Origin of the sequence: Leptospira kanakyensis (genome assembly GCF_004769235.1) — a bacterium.
Lineage (GTDB): Bacteria > Spirochaetota > Leptospiria > Leptospirales > Leptospiraceae > Leptospira_A > Leptospira_A kanakyensis.
Map to the genome: position 1 here is coordinate 732,017 of NZ_RQFG01000019.1, position 19,380 is coordinate 751,396.

Annotated in this window: 23 protein-coding genes; 14 read left to right on the plus strand and 9 right to left on the minus strand. The window is 40.6% G+C overall.

Features of this window, described 5'->3' with window-relative positions; genetic code table 11:
- Nucleotides 1-39: 39 nt before the first annotated feature.
- Both EHQ16_RS17780 and EHQ16_RS17785 read right to left on the minus strand, forming a co-directional pair.
- Complete coding sequence (locus tag EHQ16_RS17780; protein ID WP_135632501.1) at nucleotides 40-648, minus strand: glutathione S-transferase family protein; 609 nt, start codon at nucleotides 646-648, stop codon at nucleotides 40-42.
- A gap of 50 nt (nucleotides 649-698) precedes the next feature.
- The gene (locus EHQ16_RS17785; RefSeq protein WP_135632503.1) at nucleotides 699-1,859 is read right to left on the minus strand and encodes a deoxyguanosinetriphosphate triphosphohydrolase; all 1,161 of its coding nucleotides are present in this window, start codon (nucleotides 1,857-1,859) and stop codon (nucleotides 699-701) included.
- 49 nt (nucleotides 1,860-1,908) lie between these two features.
- Between EHQ16_RS17785 and EHQ16_RS17790 the strand changes: the two genes are divergently transcribed.
- From EHQ16_RS17790 to EHQ16_RS17815, 6 genes are all read left to right on the plus strand, one after another.
- On the plus strand, nucleotides 1,909-2,529 hold the full coding sequence (locus tag EHQ16_RS17790; protein ID WP_135632505.1) for a DedA family protein: 621 nt from the start codon (nucleotides 1,909-1,911) through the stop codon (nucleotides 2,527-2,529).
- Nucleotides 2,526-3,008, plus strand: coding sequence for an LIC11661 family lipoprotein (locus EHQ16_RS17795; protein ID WP_135632507.1), 483 nt, complete (start codon nucleotides 2,526-2,528; stop codon nucleotides 3,006-3,008). The genes EHQ16_RS17790 and EHQ16_RS17795 overlap by 4 nt, the downstream gene beginning before the upstream one ends.
- 167 nt (nucleotides 3,009-3,175) lie before the next feature.
- Complete coding sequence (locus tag EHQ16_RS17800; protein WP_135632509.1) at nucleotides 3,176-4,078, plus strand: TRAP transporter TatT component family protein; 903 nt, start codon at nucleotides 3,176-3,178, stop codon at nucleotides 4,076-4,078.
- A gap of 20 nt (nucleotides 4,079-4,098) precedes the next feature.
- Nucleotides 4,099-5,106, plus strand: coding sequence for a TRAP transporter substrate-binding protein DctP (gene dctP / locus EHQ16_RS17805; protein WP_135632511.1), 1,008 nt, complete (start codon nucleotides 4,099-4,101; stop codon nucleotides 5,104-5,106).
- Between the two features lie 21 nt (nucleotides 5,107-5,127).
- The gene (locus tag EHQ16_RS17810; RefSeq protein WP_135632513.1) at nucleotides 5,128-5,823 is read left to right on the plus strand and encodes a TRAP transporter small permease; all 696 of its coding nucleotides are present in this window, start codon (nucleotides 5,128-5,130) and stop codon (nucleotides 5,821-5,823) included.
- Entirely contained in the window at nucleotides 5,823-7,124 is a 1,302-nt protein-coding gene (locus EHQ16_RS17815; protein WP_135632515.1) for a TRAP transporter large permease, read from the plus strand. The genes EHQ16_RS17810 and EHQ16_RS17815 overlap by 1 nt, the downstream gene beginning before the upstream one ends.
- Nucleotides 7,125-7,165: 41 nt before the next feature.
- Here the strand turns inward: EHQ16_RS17815 and EHQ16_RS17820 are convergent, their stop codons facing one another.
- From EHQ16_RS17820 to fliS, 3 genes are read right to left on the minus strand one after another with little or no spacing between them, the layout of a single operon-like run.
- Complete coding sequence (locus EHQ16_RS17820; protein WP_135632517.1) at nucleotides 7,166-7,687, minus strand: J domain-containing protein; 522 nt, start codon at nucleotides 7,685-7,687, stop codon at nucleotides 7,166-7,168.
- Complete coding sequence (locus EHQ16_RS17825) at nucleotides 7,666-8,079, minus strand: flagellar protein FlgN (protein ID WP_135632519.1); 414 nt, start codon at nucleotides 8,077-8,079, stop codon at nucleotides 7,666-7,668. The genes EHQ16_RS17820 and EHQ16_RS17825 overlap by 22 nt, the downstream gene beginning before the upstream one ends.
- Nucleotides 8,080-8,090: 11 nt before the next feature.
- The gene (gene fliS, locus EHQ16_RS17830; protein WP_135632521.1) at nucleotides 8,091-8,537 is read right to left on the minus strand and encodes a flagellar export chaperone FliS; all 447 of its coding nucleotides are present in this window, start codon (nucleotides 8,535-8,537) and stop codon (nucleotides 8,091-8,093) included.
- A gap of 77 nt (nucleotides 8,538-8,614) precedes the next feature.
- On the opposite strand from fliS, the gene purN reads away from it, so the two are divergent.
- Genes purN through fsa form a run of 5 tightly spaced genes read left to right on the plus strand, consistent with a single transcriptional unit; the run spans nucleotide 8,615 to nucleotide 12,893 of the window.
- Nucleotides 8,615-9,229 carry a phosphoribosylglycinamide formyltransferase gene (gene purN / locus EHQ16_RS17835; protein WP_135632523.1) on the plus strand — a complete coding sequence of 205 codons (615 nt, stop codon included), beginning with the start codon at nucleotides 8,615-8,617 and terminating at the stop codon, nucleotides 9,227-9,229.
- Complete coding sequence (gene purH / locus EHQ16_RS17840) at nucleotides 9,226-10,767, plus strand: bifunctional phosphoribosylaminoimidazolecarboxamide formyltransferase/IMP cyclohydrolase (protein WP_135600524.1); 1,542 nt, start codon at nucleotides 9,226-9,228, stop codon at nucleotides 10,765-10,767. Before purN ends, purH begins: the two co-directional genes overlap by 4 nt.
- The gene (locus EHQ16_RS17845) at nucleotides 10,767-11,483 is read left to right on the plus strand and encodes a hypothetical protein (protein ID WP_135632525.1); all 717 of its coding nucleotides are present in this window, start codon (nucleotides 10,767-10,769) and stop codon (nucleotides 11,481-11,483) included. The genes purH and EHQ16_RS17845 overlap by 1 nt, the downstream gene beginning before the upstream one ends.
- A 43-nt stretch (nucleotides 11,484-11,526) precedes the next feature.
- Nucleotides 11,527-12,198 (plus strand): hypothetical protein, encoded by a 672-nt coding sequence (locus EHQ16_RS17850; protein WP_167482676.1) that lies wholly within the window; start codon nucleotides 11,527-11,529, stop codon nucleotides 12,196-12,198.
- Between the two features lie 50 nt (nucleotides 12,199-12,248).
- Complete coding sequence (gene fsa, locus EHQ16_RS17855; RefSeq protein ID WP_100790271.1) at nucleotides 12,249-12,893, plus strand: fructose-6-phosphate aldolase; 645 nt, start codon at nucleotides 12,249-12,251, stop codon at nucleotides 12,891-12,893.
- 4 nt (nucleotides 12,894-12,897) lie between these two features.
- On the opposite strand, the gene EHQ16_RS17860 is transcribed toward fsa, so the two are convergent.
- From EHQ16_RS17860 to EHQ16_RS17870, 3 genes are read right to left on the minus strand one after another with little or no spacing between them, the layout of a single operon-like run.
- The gene (locus EHQ16_RS17860) at nucleotides 12,898-13,371 is read right to left on the minus strand and encodes an HPP family protein (protein ID WP_244242136.1); all 474 of its coding nucleotides are present in this window, start codon (nucleotides 13,369-13,371) and stop codon (nucleotides 12,898-12,900) included.
- Between the two features lie 40 nt (nucleotides 13,372-13,411).
- Nucleotides 13,412-14,437 carry a DUF1574 domain-containing protein gene (locus tag EHQ16_RS17865; protein WP_135632529.1) on the minus strand — a complete coding sequence of 342 codons (1,026 nt, stop codon included), beginning with the start codon at nucleotides 14,435-14,437 and terminating at the stop codon, nucleotides 13,412-13,414.
- 56 nt (nucleotides 14,438-14,493) lie between these two features.
- On the minus strand, nucleotides 14,494-15,237 hold the full coding sequence (locus EHQ16_RS17870; protein WP_135632531.1) for a pseudouridine synthase: 744 nt from the start codon (nucleotides 15,235-15,237) through the stop codon (nucleotides 14,494-14,496).
- 49 nt (nucleotides 15,238-15,286) lie between these two features.
- Here EHQ16_RS17870 and lipA point away from each other — a divergent pair, with 49 nt between their 5' ends.
- A complete protein-coding gene (gene lipA, locus EHQ16_RS17875; RefSeq protein ID WP_167482677.1) occupies nucleotides 15,287-16,183 on the plus strand; it encodes a lipoyl synthase in 897 nt (298 codons plus the stop codon).
- A gap of 27 nt (nucleotides 16,184-16,210) precedes the next feature.
- Entirely contained in the window at nucleotides 16,211-16,507 is a 297-nt protein-coding gene (locus tag EHQ16_RS17880; RefSeq protein ID WP_135632535.1) for a hypothetical protein, read from the plus strand.
- An 84-nt stretch (nucleotides 16,508-16,591) separates the two neighbouring features.
- Here EHQ16_RS17880 and EHQ16_RS17885 read toward each other — a convergent pair whose 3' ends face one another.
- Complete coding sequence (locus tag EHQ16_RS17885; protein WP_135632537.1) at nucleotides 16,592-17,773, minus strand: lipoprotein LipL45; 1,182 nt, start codon at nucleotides 17,771-17,773, stop codon at nucleotides 16,592-16,594.
- Between the two features lie 257 nt (nucleotides 17,774-18,030).
- Here EHQ16_RS17885 and EHQ16_RS17890 point away from each other — a divergent pair, with 257 nt between their 5' ends.
- Nucleotides 18,031-19,353, plus strand: coding sequence for a radical SAM protein (locus EHQ16_RS17890; protein WP_135632539.1), 1,323 nt, complete (start codon nucleotides 18,031-18,033; stop codon nucleotides 19,351-19,353).
- Nucleotides 19,354-19,380 lie beyond the last annotated feature (27 nt).

The window sequence follows — 19,380 nt, forward strand, 5'->3', positions numbered from 1 at the left end:
TAAAAACTTTGATCTCTCCTTCTTCCATTCCATTCTATCCTAATCTCCTAAAACTTCTTTCACATTTACATGGCCTAACACACGTTTGATCCAATTCTCAACAGAGAGAGGAAGTTTAGTATCCATCAATCCAATATTTTTAATAAAAGGAGCATATAACACTTCTAAAAAACCAAACTGATTCTCGTGCAGGTAATCATTGGATTCCAAGATTCCTTCCAAAATATCAAAATGCCTTCCGATTCGTTTCGAAGAATCCTTCATTCGTTTCTCGTCCCATTTTTCTTCGGGAACAAATTTTTTGGCGAAATAAATGATACTTCCTGGAAAACAAAATTCCGATTCACAACGATTGATGGCTTGGTTTAGGAGGGCTCTCGACTGGATGTCTGTAGAGAAAAATGGATTCGGAAAACTATGTTTTTCTTCCAAATAACGAATGATTGCTGATGATTCTGATAAAACAAATTCCCCATCTTGAAGTACGGGAACCTTTCCATAGGGATTGATTTGTATAAATGGTTTCTTTCGATTTTCCAACTTTTCCAAAACAATAGGAATGGTTTCATAGGGTAAATTCCTATACCGCAAATAAATATGGACTCGCATACTGTAAGGGGAACGAGGGTTTGAATATAGTTTATACATATTAGAAAACTCCGAACTCTAAAAAAACAAATTTCTTTTTTATATGATCCTTAATAAGGAAACCAAAGGATCCCTTCTCTTTTTAACTTTTCTATGGCATATCTGTCTGTCATTCCAGCTATATAATCACAAATCACACGCATACGGCCTTCTTCCTCTTCCCGTTTGCGATAGGATTCTGGAATGGATTCAGGATGGGATTCAAAGTGTTTAAATAACAAAAATATAGTTTCTTTCCCGCGTTCACTCATTCGAGAAACTTCTGGATGACGGTATAAATTTCCAAATAAAAAGGATTTTAGTTCTCTAAATTCTTCTTGGAACCCTTCCGAAAATTGAACTATTTTTTTTTGGTTCTGGAAGGCTAAAGCCACATCTTCTCTAGTATGGATCAAAAACTTTTTCAAATTTGTATCGATACTATCAATCAAATCAGAAACCATTAAATTAAGAATGACCCTTCCTAAAGATCTCGAAATCGAATCTTTATCAGAAAAAATAGATTTCGGAAGTGCCTCTTCCATTCGTTTCCAGACTTTCAATTGTTTTACGTCTGAGAGTTCTAAAAGACCACTTTCTAATCCATCTTCCAAATCATGAGCACTATAAGTGATTTCATCTGAACTGTCTACGACCATTGCTTCGAGTGAAGGGCCAAGACCTCGTCTAATATCGAGTAAATCTGATTTCTCATAATCTCCTCCGTGTTTCATAATTCCGAGAAGAGTTTCACCACAAAGATTGAGACCTGGAAATTCAGGATACCGTCTTTCTAACTTTTGAACCACTCGTAACGACTGTTTATTGTGTTCAAACCCACCTTTCCCACGCATCAGTTCCGAAAGTGCTTCTTGCCCTGCATGGCCAAAAGGTGAGTGGCCCAAATCATGAGCAAGGGCAATGGTTTCACTCAAGTCTTCATTCAATCCAAGCACTTTAGATATGGTTTTAGAAATTCCTGCGACTTCTAAGGTATGGGTAAGACGATTTCGAAAATGATCCCCTTCCGAATAAACAAAAACTTGAGTTTTGTAGTCTAACCTTTTGAATGCATGCGAATGAATGATACGATCTCTATCTCTTTGAAAAGGAAGGCGGTAAGGATGTTCTGGTTCCTCATACTCTCGTTCTCCCGGATTTCGACTGCTCACTGCATAAGGAGCAAGGTTTTTTTCTTCACTGGCAAGGAGCTCGTTTCTCCCTTTCTTCATAAATCTCTTTCCTTTTTGAACGAAACCATAAAATCAGTATAAATCCCTCATGGACTTTCTACAAACTCTAGTTTCCATTTTTATGCAATACGGTTATTTTGCCGTTTTTGGAATTCTAATCCTCTGTGGATTTGGTCTTCCCGTCCCCGAAGATATTTCTCTCACCGCTGGTGGAGTGATTGCCGGTCTAGGTTATGCAAATGTACATATCATGTTTTTTGTGGGGATGGCCGGGGTTCTTCTCGGAGATAGTTTTGTTTTCTGGCTCGGAAGTTATTACGGAGAAAAGGCCCTTACCCTTCCTGTTTTAAGAACGGTTCTCCATCCAGAACGGTTTGATACGGTAAAGGAACAGTTTAAAAAATATGGTCGTTGGGTGGTCTTTTTTGGGCGTTTTATGCCAGGACTCCGCATGCCAATCTTCTTTACAGCGGGCACTTCGAAACAAATCAGTTTCATTCGTTTCGTTCTTACCGATGGATTTGCTGCTCTCATTTCAGTACCCATTTGGGTCTATTTAGGATATTACGGGGCCCATAATTTTGATGAACTTATGGGTTGGGTTCGTAATGGCCAAACCATCATCTTAAGCCTAGTGGCGGTTGCCATCTTAGTGGTTGCCTTCTATTGGTGGCGGAGGAAAAACCGAGAAAAAAGAGGGGAAAAATGAACACTGGTCATTTTTTATTCCGACTCTTTTTTACTGGATTGGTGGTCTTCTGCACTTTCCGTTGTACCAATTATTCCACAACAGCCTCTGTTCAGGCCCCACCCACCCTGATTTCGATCGTCAACAACGGGAATTCTAATTTCATCCTAAAAGTTCGAGCCCAAAACCCCGAATTCATCTTCCAAGGTTACCGAATTTACTCAGGAACGACAGAAGCCTTGGCCCAAAATCCACCTGACTTGAATCTAGGAGCAGAATGTTTTCTGGCCCAAGCTGCCATTGTACAACCCATTGAATATACCTTTGAGGTCGATCCTTCGACCAATCCTAACACGGCGGGGGTCTCTTGCCGGATTTTTACCACCCTCATCACAGGAACTTACATTTCGATGAGGACCCTCGGTCTTTCAGTCAACCTACAGGATAGCACTCGGACTTTCCGAGTTTCCATTCCTTCGAACACTCTTATTGTCCCTTAAAATAAAACTTTCTTGCATTTAAGTCAAATGCATGTATTTTTTTCCGGAATCATGGGAATTCTTTGTACTTTTTTTAGAATTTTTCTAAATTTTGACCCCAAAGAAGAACCAAGAGGATACAAATAGAAAGGGAGTATTCCCTGTTATCTTTTGGAGGATGATACAAAATGTACCAAACAAAACATTGGTCAAAAATCGTAATGGCAGGACTAGTTTTAGTTTCTGTTGTTGCTTGTGGAAAATCAAGATCTGTCAAAATCTCTGACTCGAATGTAGAGAGAGCCACTACCCCAGCAAAACTACCTGCTGATCTTGAAAAACTCTGGAAAAACAGACAAAACGAACAAGACCTCAGACAAGCCCTTGTTGGTTTAGAAAAATTTGCCATTGAGAATCCTCAATATGCTGACGTGAAAGTTCTACTTTGCCGTGGGAACTATCTTTTAAGTGACGGACATCTTTGGTTAAAACTTACAGGTGACGCCGATGCAGACGAAAAAGTAAAAGAAGAATCCATCCAATTTTACGACGCTGCTGTGACTTGGTGTGAAGCTGCTCTTGCATTAAATCCAAAATTTAGAGACAAAGTAGTCAAAGAAAAACTAACGATCGAAAAATCTTTAGATGTTCTTGGACCACAAGACATTGATGCTCTCTACTGGAGATATGCATCCCTTGCTAAATGGTCTCGTTTAGTAGGATTTACCACATTACTTGCAAACCGTTCTAATTTTTCTGCAATGGTGAACCGAGTGAAAGAAATCGAAAAATCCATGGGTAAAGAATATTTCTACTCTGCAACACTCAGATATGATGCAGCAAGTAACGCCCTTTCTCCAACAGGAGATAAAAAACTAGCAGCAAAACTTTTTGAAGAAGCAATTGCAAAACACCCGAACTACTTTGCGGTGCGTGTATTGTATGCAGAAAGCAGCCTCAAAGGAAATGAGGACAAATTCAAAAAACAATTGGATTACGTTATAAAAGGAAAAGCTGCATCCCTTCCTGAAATCGAAGCGGATCAAATCGTAGAACAACGTAAAGCTAAGAAATTACTCGACGAACTATAGACATTAACTAGGAGAACTAGATGTTTTTAAGACAATTAAAGTATTTAGTTTGTGTAAGTTTGGCCCTCACGATCAGTGGGGGTTTATTTGCCCAAACAACCGTTAAGTTGGCAACAGTAGCACCTGAAGGATCTCCGTGGGCGAACGAACTTGCTAAAATCAAAAAGAAAATTGAATCAGAATCCCAAGGCCAAATTAAGTTTAAAATTTATCCTGGTGGACAGATGGGTGGAGAAAACGAAATCCTCCAACAGGTCATCCGTGGGAAACTACAAGGTGCTGGTCTTACCGCAGGTGCACTTGCAAACACAGTAAAGGAACTCAATGTTCTCGAGATCCCTTATCTATTTGATTCTTACGCGCAAGCGGACTGTGTTCTTGATGACCATTTACAAGAAGACTTTCGTAAATTATTTGAAGCAAAAGGTCTCATCTTTGTTACTTGGGCAGAAAACGGTTACCGTTCGATTGGAACCAAATCCGCTCCCGTAAAAACACCAGAAGATCTAAAAGGTGTTAAAATCAGAATCCAAGAATCTCCTGTTCATATTGCTTATTGGAAACAATTAGGTGTGAGTGGAATTCCTATTGCCATTCCAGAAGTTCTTCCATCTCTCCAAACAGGTGTGGTAGAAGGATTTGATAACACTCCTCTTTTCACTTTGGCAGCAGAATGGCAAACAGCGATTAAGTATTTTACTTTGACTCGCCATATTTACCAACCAGCAGCCATCCTTTATTCCAAAAAGTTTTGGGACACTCTGAATGATGACCAAAAGAAAACTCTTATGGGTGAAGGAAACAAACTCGCTCCAGGTGCAAGACAAGCCGTTCGTTCCATCGAGAAGAACATGATTGCTACACTGAAGAAAGCGGATGTGGTAGTTTATGAGCCTAGTAAAGCTGATTTAGCTGGGTTTAAGTCTGCAGCCACTGCCGTTTCAGGCCAAGTGGTTGGAAAAATCGGCGGTCAATCCAAATCGATCTACGACAAAATCCAAAAAGCTAAAGCAGCTTGCGGCGGATAAGTTAAGGAAGGATATAGATACATGAAATTCGTCGAACGAATTCTAAATACTTTAAGTTTCGGCGAGAAATGGGCGGGGGGAATCTGTTTCCTTCTGCTCACTCTTCTCATGATTGCTGACGTTTCCAAACGAGAGGTAATCGATAAAGTTTTTAATTGGATCATAGAAATCACGGAAGCCTATCCCAATACTGGTATTGCCGGTTTTATGGGAGATTGGAGTGTTTACATTGCAGAATCCATTCATAGCGGATCCACAGGATTTATTGAGTGGCTCGGCCTTGGTGGGATCATTTGGGCACAAAAACTTTCCCTCTATTTTATGTTATGGGGTGGACTTTTCGGTTCTGCTCTTGCGAGTGCAAAGGGTTCACACCTTCGTCCTGAAATTGCAGACAAAGTATTACCAAAAAAACTTTTACCTTATGTTAAGGTAATCGAACAGTGGGTAATTTCTTTTTTCTTTTTATTTCTCGCATACCTATCTGTCATTTATGTTCTAGAAAGTATCACCTTAGATGAAGTGAATCCTGTAACGGAGATTCACTTATGGAAAGTACAAGTTATTTTTCCTTACATCTTTCTCTCTATGGGTTTCAGACATTTGTGTTACGGAATTTTTCCAGCACTCATTCCTTCCGATATCAATGAAGCTACAGAAGCTTTGGAACTTGCGGAAAAAGAACTTTCCGAATCTAATTCACGGGGGAATCACTAATGGGTTCTTGGGGAATACTCCTACTCTTACTTGCTTTAATTTTACTCAGGCAACCACTCATCGTACTTATGGGTGCCATCACTGTGTATTGTTATTATTTTTTACCAGACCCTCCTCTTGAGTCTTTCCAAGAACTCAATAGTATCATTGGAGATTTGTTCTTTGCGGGTGATAAAGAAATCCTTCTTGCGATTCCTCTTTTTATCATCGCAGGGAATTTGATGACCCATGGAAGTATTGCACGGCGACTCATTCGGATTGCCCAAGCGATGACAGCACCCATTCCTGCCGGCCTTGCCATTGCAGGGGTATTTTCTTGTGGGATCTTTGCTGCCATTTCTGGATCTTCACCGGTGACTCTCATTGCCATTGGTGGTCTGATGTATCCTTCCCTCACCAAAGCCGGATACCCAACGCAGTTTTCCATGGGCCTTCTTGCCTCTGGGGGAACTCTTGGAATCATCATTCCGCCGAGCATTCCTATGATTGTGTATGCAATTATGGTGGGAGTTTCTGTGACGGATCTTTTCATCGCAGGGATTGGTCCTGGAATTTTACTCATGTCTCTTCTTATGATTTATTCTGTATTTCGCGCAGGAAATATAGGACGTGGCAAATGGGACTGGGCAGAAATCCGTACCGCTTGGAAAGAAGGTGTTCTTGCCCTTCTTATGCCAGTGGTCATTCTTGGGGGAATCTATTCTGGATTTTTTACAGCGACAGAATCGGCAGCTATTGCGGTATTTTATGCCATCTTAGTGGAAGTGTTCATTCACAAAGAACTTAGTTTCCCTAAGATCCCTAAAATCATGGCAGAAAGTGCGGAGATGCTCGGAATTCTATTCCTCATTTTGATTTTGGCTGTGAGTTTGAATAAGTTCATGATCGAAAACGAAATTCCTCAGAATCTCGTGGCGACTATGTCTGGGCAAATCTCAAGCCCTGTGACCTTCCTCATCGGTGTGAACATTCTGTTACTCATCGTGGGAATGTTTATGGATATTATGAGTGCCATTCTCGTTCTTGCACCGTTACTGGCACCAATGGCAGTCAACTATGGAATCAATCCGGTTCACTTCGGAATCATTATGATTGTGAACTTGGAAATTGGTTACTTAACACCACCAGTGGGTGTGAACTTATTTGTGGCTTCTGGAATCTTCAAACAACCGTTAGGTAAAGTCATCCAATCGGTAGCTCCTATTGTGGGGTTATTTCTCATTGGCCTTATCCTGATCAGTTGGATTCCTGAGATCTCTCTTGGCCTTGTGGGCGGGGAAGCAGCAGCACCAACACCGTAACAAAAACAGAAAAAGCCGGGAACTAAGCCCGGCTTTTTTATTTAACGCAACCAAACGCGGAGTCGTTCCAAAGAATCTTTGGCATCGTTTGCCCAAAGACTTGTGGAATGGTTTTTTAAAATCTCCACATAGACAGAAAGAACAGGTTCCAAATCTTTTCTGAGTTGGATCAATTCCTTATTTAAGTTTTCCGAAAGTTCTATGGGATGAAGATTTCGTTTTTCATAATATCGTAAGATCGCCTCAGTTTCCTTTTCCTTAGCCATTTTGTATTCATGGAAAACTGGATCTTTGGATGGTTTGGAAGTTTGTATTTTTGGATCAGAAGCCTCCCCACTTCCGAAGGAAAAAGTTTCCTCTTCGGGATGGATGAGAAGATGATCCTTTAAGGATTCATAATGTTTGTTTAGTTCCACAAACATCACATCGCTAGTAAACTCACCCGAATCAGGGTGATATTTTTTGGCTAGTTTATGATAAGATTCTTTGAGTTCAGATTCGGTAAACCCTGGGCCAAGGCCTAAAAAGTGAAGGGAATCATTTAACAGTAATTTTTTGTCCATGAGAGGCCAGAAGATTGCACCAAATGCGATTTCAATCTACGTTTGATACTGAATTCCCAATATTCTTTTTTACTCTCATTCATTTCGAAAACAAGTAATTCTTGTACCTTCTCTTGCAGATTTCTTGCTTCATCCAAACGTTGGAATACAGTTTCAGAAATGGCAATTTCTTCTTCCGTATGAATTTCTTTATCCCCTTTTTCCCAAAGTTCCCGGTCAACAGCTTCCAATTTCCGAACAATGATTTCATTTTTAAATTCAATTTTTACAGCCGAATCTGCATCACGATAAGACAGAAGTTCTTCTTCTCGTTTCAGATTGGTGATGAGTGAATCTAAATATTGGATCTTTTTTTCCAGAAGTTGTTTGAATGAGTGTTTGGAAGAAATCATAACTTTTTAGATTAACCGGTGATGGAAATTCCTGTAGGTCGTGTGCCAGGTGCTGCACTAGGATTCGGAGTGTCCTTTTTCTCTAACTCTTCCCAAGAGATTTTTAACTCGATCAGGATTTTGATACACTCTTCGATGATGGCTTTGTCCTTACGCATATTGGCTTCGAGCAAACGTTTTTTCAAATAAACATATAAGGACAGTAGATTGTTTGCGACTTCTTTCCCCTCTTCCATATTGAGAGAAAGTAAGAGTTCTGTGATGATGTCTTGGGTTTTGATGATATTGTTGTTCACAACATCGTATTTTCGAGGAGTCATATTGTCTTTTGCCACACCTAGGAATCGGATGGCTCCGTCAAAGAGCATCACAATCAGTTTGATTTGGCTAACGGTAGATATCTCATTGGCTTTGTATTCATTGTAAGCAGAGGCACCAGTTTTTCTCGCAAGCGACATTTTTTTCTCCTGAGTATTCCCATCGACCAAAAAGGATACTTGCTTAATGACCCAAGTGAATATTCTTAGAATATCACATGGGAAAAATAAAACGTGTAGTTTTTTTGGCCTCGGGAAGAGGGTCCAATTTTACCGCTTCCGTCGAGTACATTCGTAAAAAAAAGCTAAAGTCCGACCTGGTGGCCCTTGTGACAGACAACCCGGAAGCAAAAGCCCTAGGCATCGCCAAATCCTTTGGAATCCCCACAAAGGTCATTCCCTATGTTACCTATCCCCAAAAGATCGATTACCATAAGGACTTACTAGCGGAAGTGGAAACTCTCGACCCAGATCTGATTGTGGCCTGCGGATATATGCGAATTCTGAAACCAGAATTTGTTCGCAGGTTCAGAAATAGGATCATCAATGTCCATCCAAGTCTTCTCCCCGCCTTTCCTGGCCTCGATTCCCAAAAACAAGCATTGGATTATGGGGTCAAGGTTGCAGGTTGTACGGTTCACTTTGTGGAAGAAGGTGTGGATACAGGTCCCATCATTTTGCAAAAAGCGATTGCCATTGCCCCCGAATGGACTGAAAAAGAACTATCCCTTGCAATCCTTGCGGAAGAACATAAAATCCTTCCGCTCGCTATACAACTGTTTTGTGAAGATAAATTAAAAATCAAAGAACGAAAGGTAGAAATCCTAAAATGATCGAAATCAAACGAGCACTCGTATCCGTATCCGACAAAGCCGGAATTACGGAGATATGTTCCTTCCTCGCCAAAAACGGAGTGGAAATTCTTTCCACAGGTGGAACTTATGATGCCCTCTCCAAAGCAGGAATTCCTGTCAAAAAAGTAGATGAGTTTACTGGTTTTCCAGAAATCCTACATGGCCGTGTGAAAACCCTCCATCCGAAAATTCATGGTGGCCTTCTTGGTGACACAACAAACCCAGACCATGTGAAACAGATGGAAAGTAATGGAATTGTTCCCATCACTCTTGTAATTGTGAACCTTTACCCATTTGTCAAAACAGTTATGAAACCAGATGTAACCCTTGAAGATGCGATCGAAAACATCGATATCGGTGGGCCGTCTATGCTTCGTTCGGCGGCAAAAAACCATAAAAATGTAGTGGTTCTTACTGACCCCAAAGACTACGAATCTTTCCAATCCGAGTTTACGGCAAACAAAGGAAAAGTATCAAGAGAGACCGCATTTCAGTACGCGGCCAAAGTATTTTCAGAAACTGCTTCTTACGACTCAGCCATCTCCACTTTCTTTAACAAAAAGTTGGATATCAAATACCCTGATAAAATCACTTTTGCCTTTAACAAAAAACAAAAACTTAGGTATGGTGAAAACCCACACCAAGACGCTGCGTTTTATGAACCGCTTTTTATCAAATCACAGTTTGAAGCCTTACAAGGAAAAGAACTCTCCTTCAACAATATGTTGGATTTTGATGCAGCCTTCCATGTAGCGAGCCTACTTCCCAAAAATGCGGTTTCGATCGTAAAACACTTAAACCCATGTGGGATTGCATTTGGGGAAAACGTCCTCGAATCCTTTGAACTAGCAAGAAAAACAGATCCAATTTCTGCTTTTGGTGGAATCATTGGAATCCATGGCCGAGTGGAAAAAGATGCGGCAGAGGAAATCACAAAGAACTTTGTGGAAGGTGTGATTGCTGAAAGTTTTTCAGAGGAAGCCTTGGAAATTTTCGGGAAAAAACCTAACATTCGTTTGATCCCTATTGCAAAATTTGACGAAGCTTTGGATGAACTCGATTTACGTTCTCTCCATCACGGACTTCTCATCCAAAATCGTGACTATGATCTCATCACAAAAGACAAACTGAAAATTGTTTCGAAAAAACAACCTACTGCAGATGACTTGGAAGGATTGATGTTTGCTTGGAACTGTGTGAAGTTTATCAAATCCAACGCCATTGTTTATACAGACCAAAACTCAACACTGGGAATTGGTGCGGGTCAAATGTCTCGTGTGGATTCTGTGGAACTCGGTGCGATGAAAGCTCAAAAAGTAGGACTTTCTGTTGTCGGATCTTATGTGGGTAGTGATGCCTTCTTTCCTTTCCGTGATGGAATTGATGCCATCGCCAAAGTGGGGGCAAAAGCCATCATCCAACCAGGTGGATCCATCCGTGATGAAGAAGTCATCCAAGCAGCTGATGAACATGGACTGATTATGGTTTTCACTGGAATGAGGCATTTCCGCCACTAATGGAATTTTTTCTTTTCCTCCTATTTCTCACTTTCTTTGGTTTGGTGACAGCCGTATTAGTTTATTATGTAAAGATACTATTCTTTTCAAAAAAAACTAATTACCGCAGAGAAGAACTAACAGAGATTCGCGGGGACGTATTCCGCATTTGTTTGGACGTTTTGGAATCGGGAGGAAATTTAGTTTATGGGGTCGGGGCATTTTTCGGTAGTGCCCTCCTCGTTTGGCTTTGGTCCCTTCTTGGATCCGTCCTTGGAGAAAAGGGCCCTGGGCCTTTCGAACATATCTTCCATATGCCGATTTTCTTTTTGGCTCTTTTCTTTTCCTTTCCTTTTTTAAAAGAGGCTTATCGTGGTGAAAAATACCTCGCACTCGCCAAACCAACACTCTCCGGTCTTGCCTTAGGAAATTTATCTGCGGGTGCAGTCCACTACGGCCTCGACCGAGACCTTTTCTTTTTATTTTATTTGTTACTTCTCCTTTTACAAATTCCGGTTCTCGTTTTCCTTTGGAACCGGGAACCCATCTACGGGATGAGTTTTGAAGAGAATGATTCTTCCTATTCCTATGAATCCGAGGATGATTGGGGTGCACCTTCCGCGGCTTCGGGCTCAGTACAGGAGAATGGTTGGGAAGAGGAAGACGAAGGGCCATTCACGGAAGAAACCGATGAGTTTGGTTTGGGGGACGACCCTTTCCGAGATGATTTTAAGTAAGAAACAGGTTCTCTTTTTCGAAACTTTGTCCGATAGAAATCATATGAAGAAATATCTGATTTTCCTTCTTTTCCTACTCCCTGGACTTCTTAGCGCCCAAACAGAAATGCCCAATAGTTTGGATGGATTTGCAGAAGCTTCTTGGGGGATGACCTTTGAATCCATCCGTGAAAAATTTTTGTCTATGGCTACCAATCCGGAATCAAAGGAAAAGATTGAACTCTTAAATGAAAAAAAAGAGGAAAGCCTTCTCATCAAACGGAATGGAATCTTCTACCTTTACCGTTTTTATAAAACACCGGAATTACTCAAAGAAGTGCGCCCGAAACGAGAAGGCGCTACCGAATCTGATCCATCCATTGATGGACAAACAGAATTTCGTGAAAATGGAATCCTATTCTCCGTTGGAGTGACTTTCAATCTTGTCCCTTCTGAAAAAATTAAAGAGAAAATGGAAAAGAAATACGGGAAACCCAGAAAGGAAGCCATTGGCGACGATAAGGTTTCCGGGGCTGCCATTTGGGAACTTGTAGAAAGACGAGAGAACCCTCCTCGCGGTGGATTTGCCGTCGTTTGGAGAGAAGGATACAAAAAAGCTCCTTACACACGTCGGATTGATTACTTTTCCGCCAACTTAAAAGAGGTGATCGCTAAGGATTATGTCGATTTCTTCAGCGTTCAAGAAACAAAAACCTTGCGGGATTTAATCCCGTAGTTACCCTGTCTCGTGAGGCTTGGCAATCCAAGCCATCCATACGAGGCAAAATGAATTTATTTTTAGACACAGCCAACATTGACGAAATCAAAAAAGTCCATGAACTTGGCCTCCTAGACGGGATCACCACAAACCCATCCATCATCGCAAAATCCGGCCGTAAGTTCACGGAAGTCATCAAAGAAATTTGTAGTTTTGTTAAAGGACCTGTGAGTGCAGAAGTTCTTGCAACTGATGCTCCCACAATGATCAAAGAAGGTTTAGAACTTTCTAAAATTGCAGAAAACGTTGTGGTCAAAGTTCCCCTCATTCCAGAAGGAATCAAAGCCGTAAATGCATTTGCTGAAAAAGGAATTAGAACCAACGTAACTCTTTGTTTCACTGCCAACCAAGCTCTACTTGCTGCCAAAGCGGGTGCTAGTTTTATCTCTCCTTTTGTGGGACGTTTGGATGATATTGGTTACGATGGATTGGAACTCATTTCTGAAATCCGAGACATTTATGACAACTATGGAATTGAAACACAAATCCTTGCAGCATCGGTTCGTCACCCTATCCACTTCAAAGAAGTAGCCCTTCGCGGAGCAGATTGTGTGACCCTTCCTTACTCTGTATTTGAAATGCTTTTCAAACACCCACTCACTGACAGTGGACTTGCGAAATTCGTAGAAGATTCTAAAAAACTAAACTGGTAAAAAATTACAACCACACCACCGGATACTTTCGGTGGTGCACCAAATTATTCACTACGAGCGCATTCACAAGTAAAATCATTACCCCGATAAATACGGGAAAAATAATAAAGTCAACTCCCACTCCTCCAAGAACTCCAATCATAGCCGTCGCCCCACCTGGTGGGTGTAAGGTGTGAGACATATACATCACAAAAATTGAAAGCCCCACTGAAAATCCTATGGTAAAAAAATTGGTTCCGAGAGTGGCCACAAGGATGACCGCAATGGTGGCAGAGATCAAATGACCGCCAATTAAATTTCTAGGTTGGGAAAGCGGTGCATCCGGTACAGCGAAAAGTAACACAGCCGTAGCTCCAAAAGAACCAATCAGAAGAGAATGCCCAGACAAGTTCGTAATGGCTAAAATTGACCAGATGGCCACACTGCTACTAATCAAACTCCAAATCGCAAATCGAAGGGATCTTTTGGGACGACTCACTCGAAGAGGAGCTTTGATTTTATAAGGAATGTTCCTAAATCTATTTTTCAGCGTAATTTACCCAAATATCTTTCATTTGGTCAATAAAACAATATGCCGATTGATGAGAGGCATCATTAAATAAATCACAAGTTCCTGGTTTGTTCCAATTGAGTGTATAAGCACCGTAAGAAGTGGAAAGAGATTCAATTGGCTCCCACCAAACTTCTTTTATATGAAACTTTTCAAAATACTGATAATAATCACCATATACTTTTGGCCAAAGAACCAAAGTTTTGATTTTGTTTTTACGAGTGAGCTCTAAAAATGCTTCCACATAAGGTTTTTGAGACTCTCCCAAAGTGTAACTACTCATATACAGACTTCCAATCCTAAGTGTATCTTTTTTGATTTTTTCTACTGGATTGGACTGCACTCCATACATCAAATATTCACCTTTGGTATAGTTGATGAGTTGGAATTCTTGGTTATGAGAAGATTTATATTCTTTTAGTTTCCCCCTTTTGAGGCGTGAACTAAAGAGAGAAAGATTGAGTTCTACACTACGAATGGTAAAAACTTTATCTAAGATGTAAGTCCATTTTTCTTTTAAAGGAATGTCTTTCCAAACGATGTCCAAACAATCTTTATCACAACCCATTCGTAAAAATGGAGAAAGGATAAACCCTTTGTGATCATCAAAGGCTTCGGGACTGAGAGAAAGAATGACAAACTCTGGTTTGATTCCCAAATCCAAAAGTTTTTTCAGTTGGATATAGGAATTCATCGGAATTCCTTGTGGGCTACTAAAATTATAGAGAGTCCAATTTTTTTTATAAGGATCGGGAATTCCTAGTTCAGAAAAAGGATAAGAACGTGAATCTCCAAATACTAGTGCTAGTTTTTTTTCCGTAGCTTCCGGATCATTCAAAAGCCTTTTTTCTAAAACCTTTCTTTGGAAATAAAAAACGGAATTACCTGCCTGGAGAAATTCATCATGAAAGACTGGCAAAAGAAAAATTTTATCCACAAGAAAGATAAATAGAAAAAGAACTACTGGATACAGTAAAAACGGTTTTGATTTCAAAAACACAAATCCCCTAACCTCACAATTTTAAGACTGGATTGGATTCTTCAACCAAATTAAGAAGCCGGTTTCCCAAGAACCTGCTCCTCGGTAACCACTTTGTATTTGCCTTCCTCCAGAACAAAATCCCTCAAATCCAACTTCCCGATCCGAATTCGATAGAGATCCAAAACCACCATTTCCTTAGCTTTACACATCCGGCGGATTTGTCGTTTTTTACCTTCTTTTAAAATGATACTGAGATAACTAGTAAACCCAGGGTTCGTTTTTTCGGGAACCACATTGGCAGGTTTTACGGAAAGTGCTCTAAGTGTTTCCCCACCCTCTCTCACACCTAACATAAATTCATCGGCAATTGGTTTCCAAGCCACAGGTTGTTTCAAACTGATGATGTATTCTTTATCAATTTTGTTTCTGGGATGTGTGACTTTTTGGATGAAATCCCCATCAATGGATAAAAGTAAAAGTCCACGAGAATCTAAATCCAAACGGCCCGCATAATTGTATTTTTGGAAACTTTCCGGCAGAAGCGAAAAGATGGTATTCTCATGGAACTTATCTTCGTGGGAAGTTAAAAATCCAGGCGGTTTGTTGAAGGCTATGATTTTCGGTCGTTTGAGAGATTCCTCTACCATTTGTACCGATTTGCCATCAAAACTAACAGAATCAGATTCTGTGACTTGAAAGGAAAGATCCGTAATGGTACTTCCATTCACTTTGATTCGGCCAGCGAGGACCAATTCTTCCACTTTCCGACGGGAACCGAGACCTAATTTGGCAAGAAATGCGTTGATCCTCATGATTTTCCATTTTACAAAGTGGCCTCATTTCAAAAAGTCTAAAGAAGGTATGAATCCACTAAAAAAGAAACCTCGCTCTAAAAATATTAGCCCCCGAGCGGTGCACCCGGAGTGGATGAAAGTGCGAGTCAGTTTTCCTACAGAGGGTGATGCCCTATCCAAGGTCAGGGAAGAGGTAGAATCCAAAAAACTACATACCGTTTGTGAATCAGCAAGTTGCCCGAACCTCAATCATTGTTGGAACCGTAGGACTGCCACCTATATGCTTTCTGGAGATATCTGCACAAGGCGCTGCCAATACTGTGATGTGGCTTTTGGAAAACCAAAACCACTCGACTTAGAGGAACCGGAACGAGTGGCAAGGTCGGTGGCGGAACTAGGGCTCCGCCATGTAGTATTAACAGCAGTGAATCGTGACGATTTAAAAGATGGGGGGGCGACTCATTTTGCCGAAACCATCACAAAAATTAAGTCCTATCTTCCAACATGTTCCATTGAAGTCTTAATCCCTGATTTTAAAGCCAAAGAAGAATCCTTAGAAATTCTTTATGATGCAAAACCCAATATCATCAACCATAACATTGAAACCGTGGAACGTTTGTTCCCCACAATCACTCCTCAAAAAAACTACAAACGTTCTTTAGAGGTACTTTCTCATATCTCCAAACATGGATTTCTCACAAAAAGTGGACTGATTTTAGGACTGGGGGAAAAGGAAGAAGACGTAAAACAGTGTTTAGACGATCTTTATACCCACGGGGTTCGGATGCTTACCATTGGCCAATACCTCCAACCAGGCCCTACCCACTACCCGGTGCAAGAATTCGTGAAACCAGAAGTTTTCGAATTTTGGAAAGAAACGGCTTACAAAATTGGATTCAAAACCATTGCCTCTGGACCACTGGTTCGTTCTTCCTATCATGCGGACGAATATTTTTCCGAATAAAGATCAAATTCATCCGAAAGATTAAATATGGACGGAGAACAAATGGAGACCTTCAGAGAGGAACTTGCCAAAACGTTCTTTCTCTCCATCTTAAAAGATTTAAGTGAAATTGGAGAACCACTCTCTGATTATGAAGTCAAAGTCCTCATCCAAAAGGCACTTTCTAATTCTTCTGACTTACAAGTGGAATGGGGGGATATGGATCGGTTTGGAAATAGCACCTTACTTGTGAAATACGAATCCAACCTACTTTTGATCGAAGCGAGTCCCCTCATTAGTACCATCCGGATCCTCTGGAATGAGTATCAATCCAAAGAAATTTAATCAGTAATACTCAAACATTTGTACATAAAAAAAGCCCGAAGGATTTCTCCTCCAGGCTTCTTTTCTACTTAAGGGTTGGTTTATTTAGAATTTGGATTTTTGTTGAAGGTCGTAAATGACTTCTTCTACATTGTCCATATCAATTTTTTTGACCCCATTTTCAGTGTGAACAATCAACTGTCCGTTTTCTTGGTTGATGATTGCTCCAATCACTGTTTTACCATCGACAAGAACGATTTTCTCAATTCTTTCGTAGTAGTTTACGATGTCTTTTTTAGATTTAAATTCTTTCGGTTGGTTAGCCAAAGACTCTTCGAATTTTTTCTTCTCTTCTTCTTGGCGTTTTGCAACTTCTTGCTCAATCACTTGTCTCTTAGCATCAATTTCTTGTTTTTTCAACTCATCTAACTTTTCAGTTTGAGCTGATTCGCTAAGTTTTACAATTTCCTCTGCAGTTTTTTTATCAACTGTCACGATGGTTTTGATTTCTTGTTCTTCGTTTTTAGTCAATTTAGCGTTTTCAACAACGAGTTTTTCTTTCTCAGAAGTTTTGAATGCTTTAGACAAATCCAAAGTTTTGATATCAGCAGATTTTGCAAGGTCAGCAGATTTCGCAGACTGAGTGGATGCTTGGTCTTTCTCTAAGATAACTTCCGCTTTCGCTAAAGATTCTTGGAGTTTTTTCAAGTCAGCATTTCCAGAAATTTCTTCTGTAGAAAGTTTTTCTAAAGCAGGAACTCGTGGAGCAAATGCAACCGCGCCATCAACTACTTTTACTTTCGCAGGTTTTCCATCAGCAGCTTCTACGATAAAAGACGTTCCGCGCACACCCGCAATCGCAGTTGGTGTAACGACAGTAAAGTTGTCTTCTTTCTTCGCTTTGTTGACTTTCGCAAATACCTTTCCAGAAACTAGAGCAATTTGTGTGTCTGTAGTTCCAGAGTTGTCTTGGGAGAGTTTTGCAAAGTCAATCGCGGACTTAGGAGAGATACGAATGCTCGATCCATCCGCAAATTGGATGTCTACTTTTCCATTGTCGCCTGTGACTACGTTATCCCCGGATTTCAAAAGAGCACCAAGATGCGCTTTTTCTTCTGTTTGGTCTGCGTGTTGGATTTTTGAATCTCCTACCGCAAATACGACTACCGCAGATAAATCTGCTGGTTTTTTAGGTGCTTCAGACACTTCTGCGTCTGGTTTCTTACAAACTGTAAGACCAGTAAAAAGAAGCGCAAGGCCCATTATGGTTAGTTTCGATGCTTTCATATCGTCCTGTCCCTTAGTGAAATTCAACTTTCGTCACTTTAATCAACAAACCGGGTATTGAAAAATTCCCAGCTTTTTTGTATTTTTTTCTAGAATGAAAAAAATTTCATTAGTTCGGAAAAAAAATAATTTAGTGACCAGATTTGTAAACGAATATTCAGCATTTTTCCCTGAAACCTGCCATTTTCAAGGGAAAAGAGGGGTTTTCCTTTGGAAAATCGCTTTGTCTAAGATACAGGAAGAAAAAAACTCCAATTATGGCTGAAACCTCTACACTGAACCAAAGACCCGCCTCCTCCATCAAACTCCTAGAAGAAATGGAGAGGATGTATAAAGACCTACCCATGGAAGCCATTGTCAAACAAGACATCCTCAGGCAGGGCATTCATTTTTTACCAGAATCCTTTGTAGTCAAAGATCCCTATAAATCCAAAGATTATTTCATCTTTTCTTTCGACCATATCCCCCTTGCTGACTTAAAAGATGGGGCCGACACCAAAGCCCCCGAAGAAATCAAAATCTCTGGAGGCCACTTTGGTCTTTTAAAGACGGTGATTTCCACAAGGAACAATCCTAATTCCCCTTACAAAATGAAATCAAAGGAAGGAATCCCTACTTTGTATTTAGAAGAAACAGAGATTGGAAGTGCTGAGTACCCACCCATTCCTTCTTGGTACAGACACAAAACCAAATCGGGTAAGTTACCAGGGGAAGTGGCTCCTGTCATTGAATGGGGTTACCTTTTGTATCTGACGGTCTTTCGAAACTGCCAATACTTTGGAAAAGATGAAGAATGTGCCTATTGTGACATCAACCACAACTACCGCCAACAAAAAGGAGCAGGTAGACCTTATACTGGGGTGAAAGATGTAGAGGATATTTTAGAAGTTTTATCTTGGGTGGATGCCGAAGACCAAATTGCAAAAGTATATACCATTACAGGTGGTTCAGTTCTTACCAATTTAAAGAAAAAATCAGAAGTGGATTTTTACCTCCAATACCCAGAAGCCATAGAAGCAAGGTTTCCGAAACGTTGGATGGGCAAACTAGTCGCCCAAGCCTTCGAGAAGGAAGATTGCCAAAAGTTCAAAGATGCAGGAATTCAAATTTATCATCCGAACTACGAAGTTTGGGACAAAGCACTCTTTGAAAAAATTTGTCCGGGAAAGTCCAGTTGGATTGGTTATGAAAATTGGATTCGTCGGGTTGTGGATTCTGCGGAAGTGTTTGGGCCTGAAAATGTAATTCCTAACTTTGTGGGTGGAGTGGAACTTTCTGAACCTTGGGGTTTTAAAACGGTCGCCGAAGCAATCAATTCCACAAAACAAGGTTTAGATTTCTTTATGTCCAAAGGAATTGTTCCGAGATTTACCGCATGGTGTCCAGAGCCTTATACAACTCTTGGCCAACAAGCAGGTCCACCTCTTGTTTATTTCTGTGAACTCCTCAGGGCTTGGAAAGAAACCTTTGAACAGTATGGTCTCCCCACTCCTCCGGGATACGGAGAACCAGGACCAGGTAAGGCGGTATTTTCTGTTTCTGCTTTTATGGATGTGATAGGATATTCTGGACGAAATTAGTCCTTTCCTGTACAAAGAAAAAACTAA

Bases quoted from the DNA above. Each gene is read 5' to 3' on its own strand.
- EHQ16_RS17780 (WP_135632501.1), bottom strand. From the start codon at position 648: ATGTATAAACTATATTCAAACCCTCGTTCCCCTTACAGTATGCGAGTC.
- EHQ16_RS17785 (WP_135632503.1), bottom strand. From the start codon at position 1,859: ATGAAGAAAGGGAGAAACGAGCTCCTTGCCAGTGAAGAAAAAAACCTT.
- EHQ16_RS17790 (WP_135632505.1), top strand. From the start codon at position 1,909: ATGGACTTTCTACAAACTCTAGTTTCCATTTTTATGCAATACGGTTAT.
- EHQ16_RS17795 (WP_135632507.1), top strand. From the start codon at position 2,526: ATGAACACTGGTCATTTTTTATTCCGACTCTTTTTTACTGGATTGGTG.
- EHQ16_RS17800 (WP_135632509.1), top strand. From the start codon at position 3,176: ATGTACCAAACAAAACATTGGTCAAAAATCGTAATGGCAGGACTAGTT.
- dctP (WP_135632511.1), top strand. From the start codon at position 4,099: ATGTTTTTAAGACAATTAAAGTATTTAGTTTGTGTAAGTTTGGCCCTC.
- EHQ16_RS17810 (WP_135632513.1), top strand. From the start codon at position 5,128: ATGAAATTCGTCGAACGAATTCTAAATACTTTAAGTTTCGGCGAGAAA.
- EHQ16_RS17815 (WP_135632515.1), top strand. From the start codon at position 5,823: ATGGGTTCTTGGGGAATACTCCTACTCTTACTTGCTTTAATTTTACTC.
- EHQ16_RS17820 (WP_135632517.1), bottom strand. From the start codon at position 7,687: ATGGACAAAAAATTACTGTTAAATGATTCCCTTCACTTTTTAGGCCTT.
- EHQ16_RS17825 (WP_135632519.1), bottom strand. From the start codon at position 8,079: ATGATTTCTTCCAAACACTCATTCAAACAACTTCTGGAAAAAAAGATC.
- fliS (WP_135632521.1), bottom strand. From the start codon at position 8,537: ATGTCGCTTGCGAGAAAAACTGGTGCCTCTGCTTACAATGAATACAAA.
- purN (WP_135632523.1), top strand. From the start codon at position 8,615: ATGGGAAAAATAAAACGTGTAGTTTTTTTGGCCTCGGGAAGAGGGTCC.
- purH (WP_135600524.1), top strand. From the start codon at position 9,226: ATGATCGAAATCAAACGAGCACTCGTATCCGTATCCGACAAAGCCGGA.
- EHQ16_RS17845 (WP_135632525.1), top strand. From the start codon at position 10,767: ATGGAATTTTTTCTTTTCCTCCTATTTCTCACTTTCTTTGGTTTGGTG.
- EHQ16_RS17850 (WP_167482676.1), top strand. From the start codon at position 11,527: ATGAAGAAATATCTGATTTTCCTTCTTTTCCTACTCCCTGGACTTCTT.
- fsa (WP_100790271.1), top strand. From the start codon at position 12,249: ATGAATTTATTTTTAGACACAGCCAACATTGACGAAATCAAAAAAGTC.
- EHQ16_RS17870 (WP_135632531.1), bottom strand. From the start codon at position 15,237: ATGAGGATCAACGCATTTCTTGCCAAATTAGGTCTCGGTTCCCGTCGG.
- lipA (WP_167482677.1), top strand. From the start codon at position 15,287: ATGAATCCACTAAAAAAGAAACCTCGCTCTAAAAATATTAGCCCCCGA.
- EHQ16_RS17880 (WP_135632535.1), top strand. From the start codon at position 16,211: ATGGACGGAGAACAAATGGAGACCTTCAGAGAGGAACTTGCCAAAACG.
- EHQ16_RS17885 (WP_135632537.1), bottom strand. From the start codon at position 17,773: ATGAAAGCATCGAAACTAACCATAATGGGCCTTGCGCTTCTTTTTACT.
- EHQ16_RS17890 (WP_135632539.1), top strand. From the start codon at position 18,031: ATGGCTGAAACCTCTACACTGAACCAAAGACCCGCCTCCTCCATCAAA.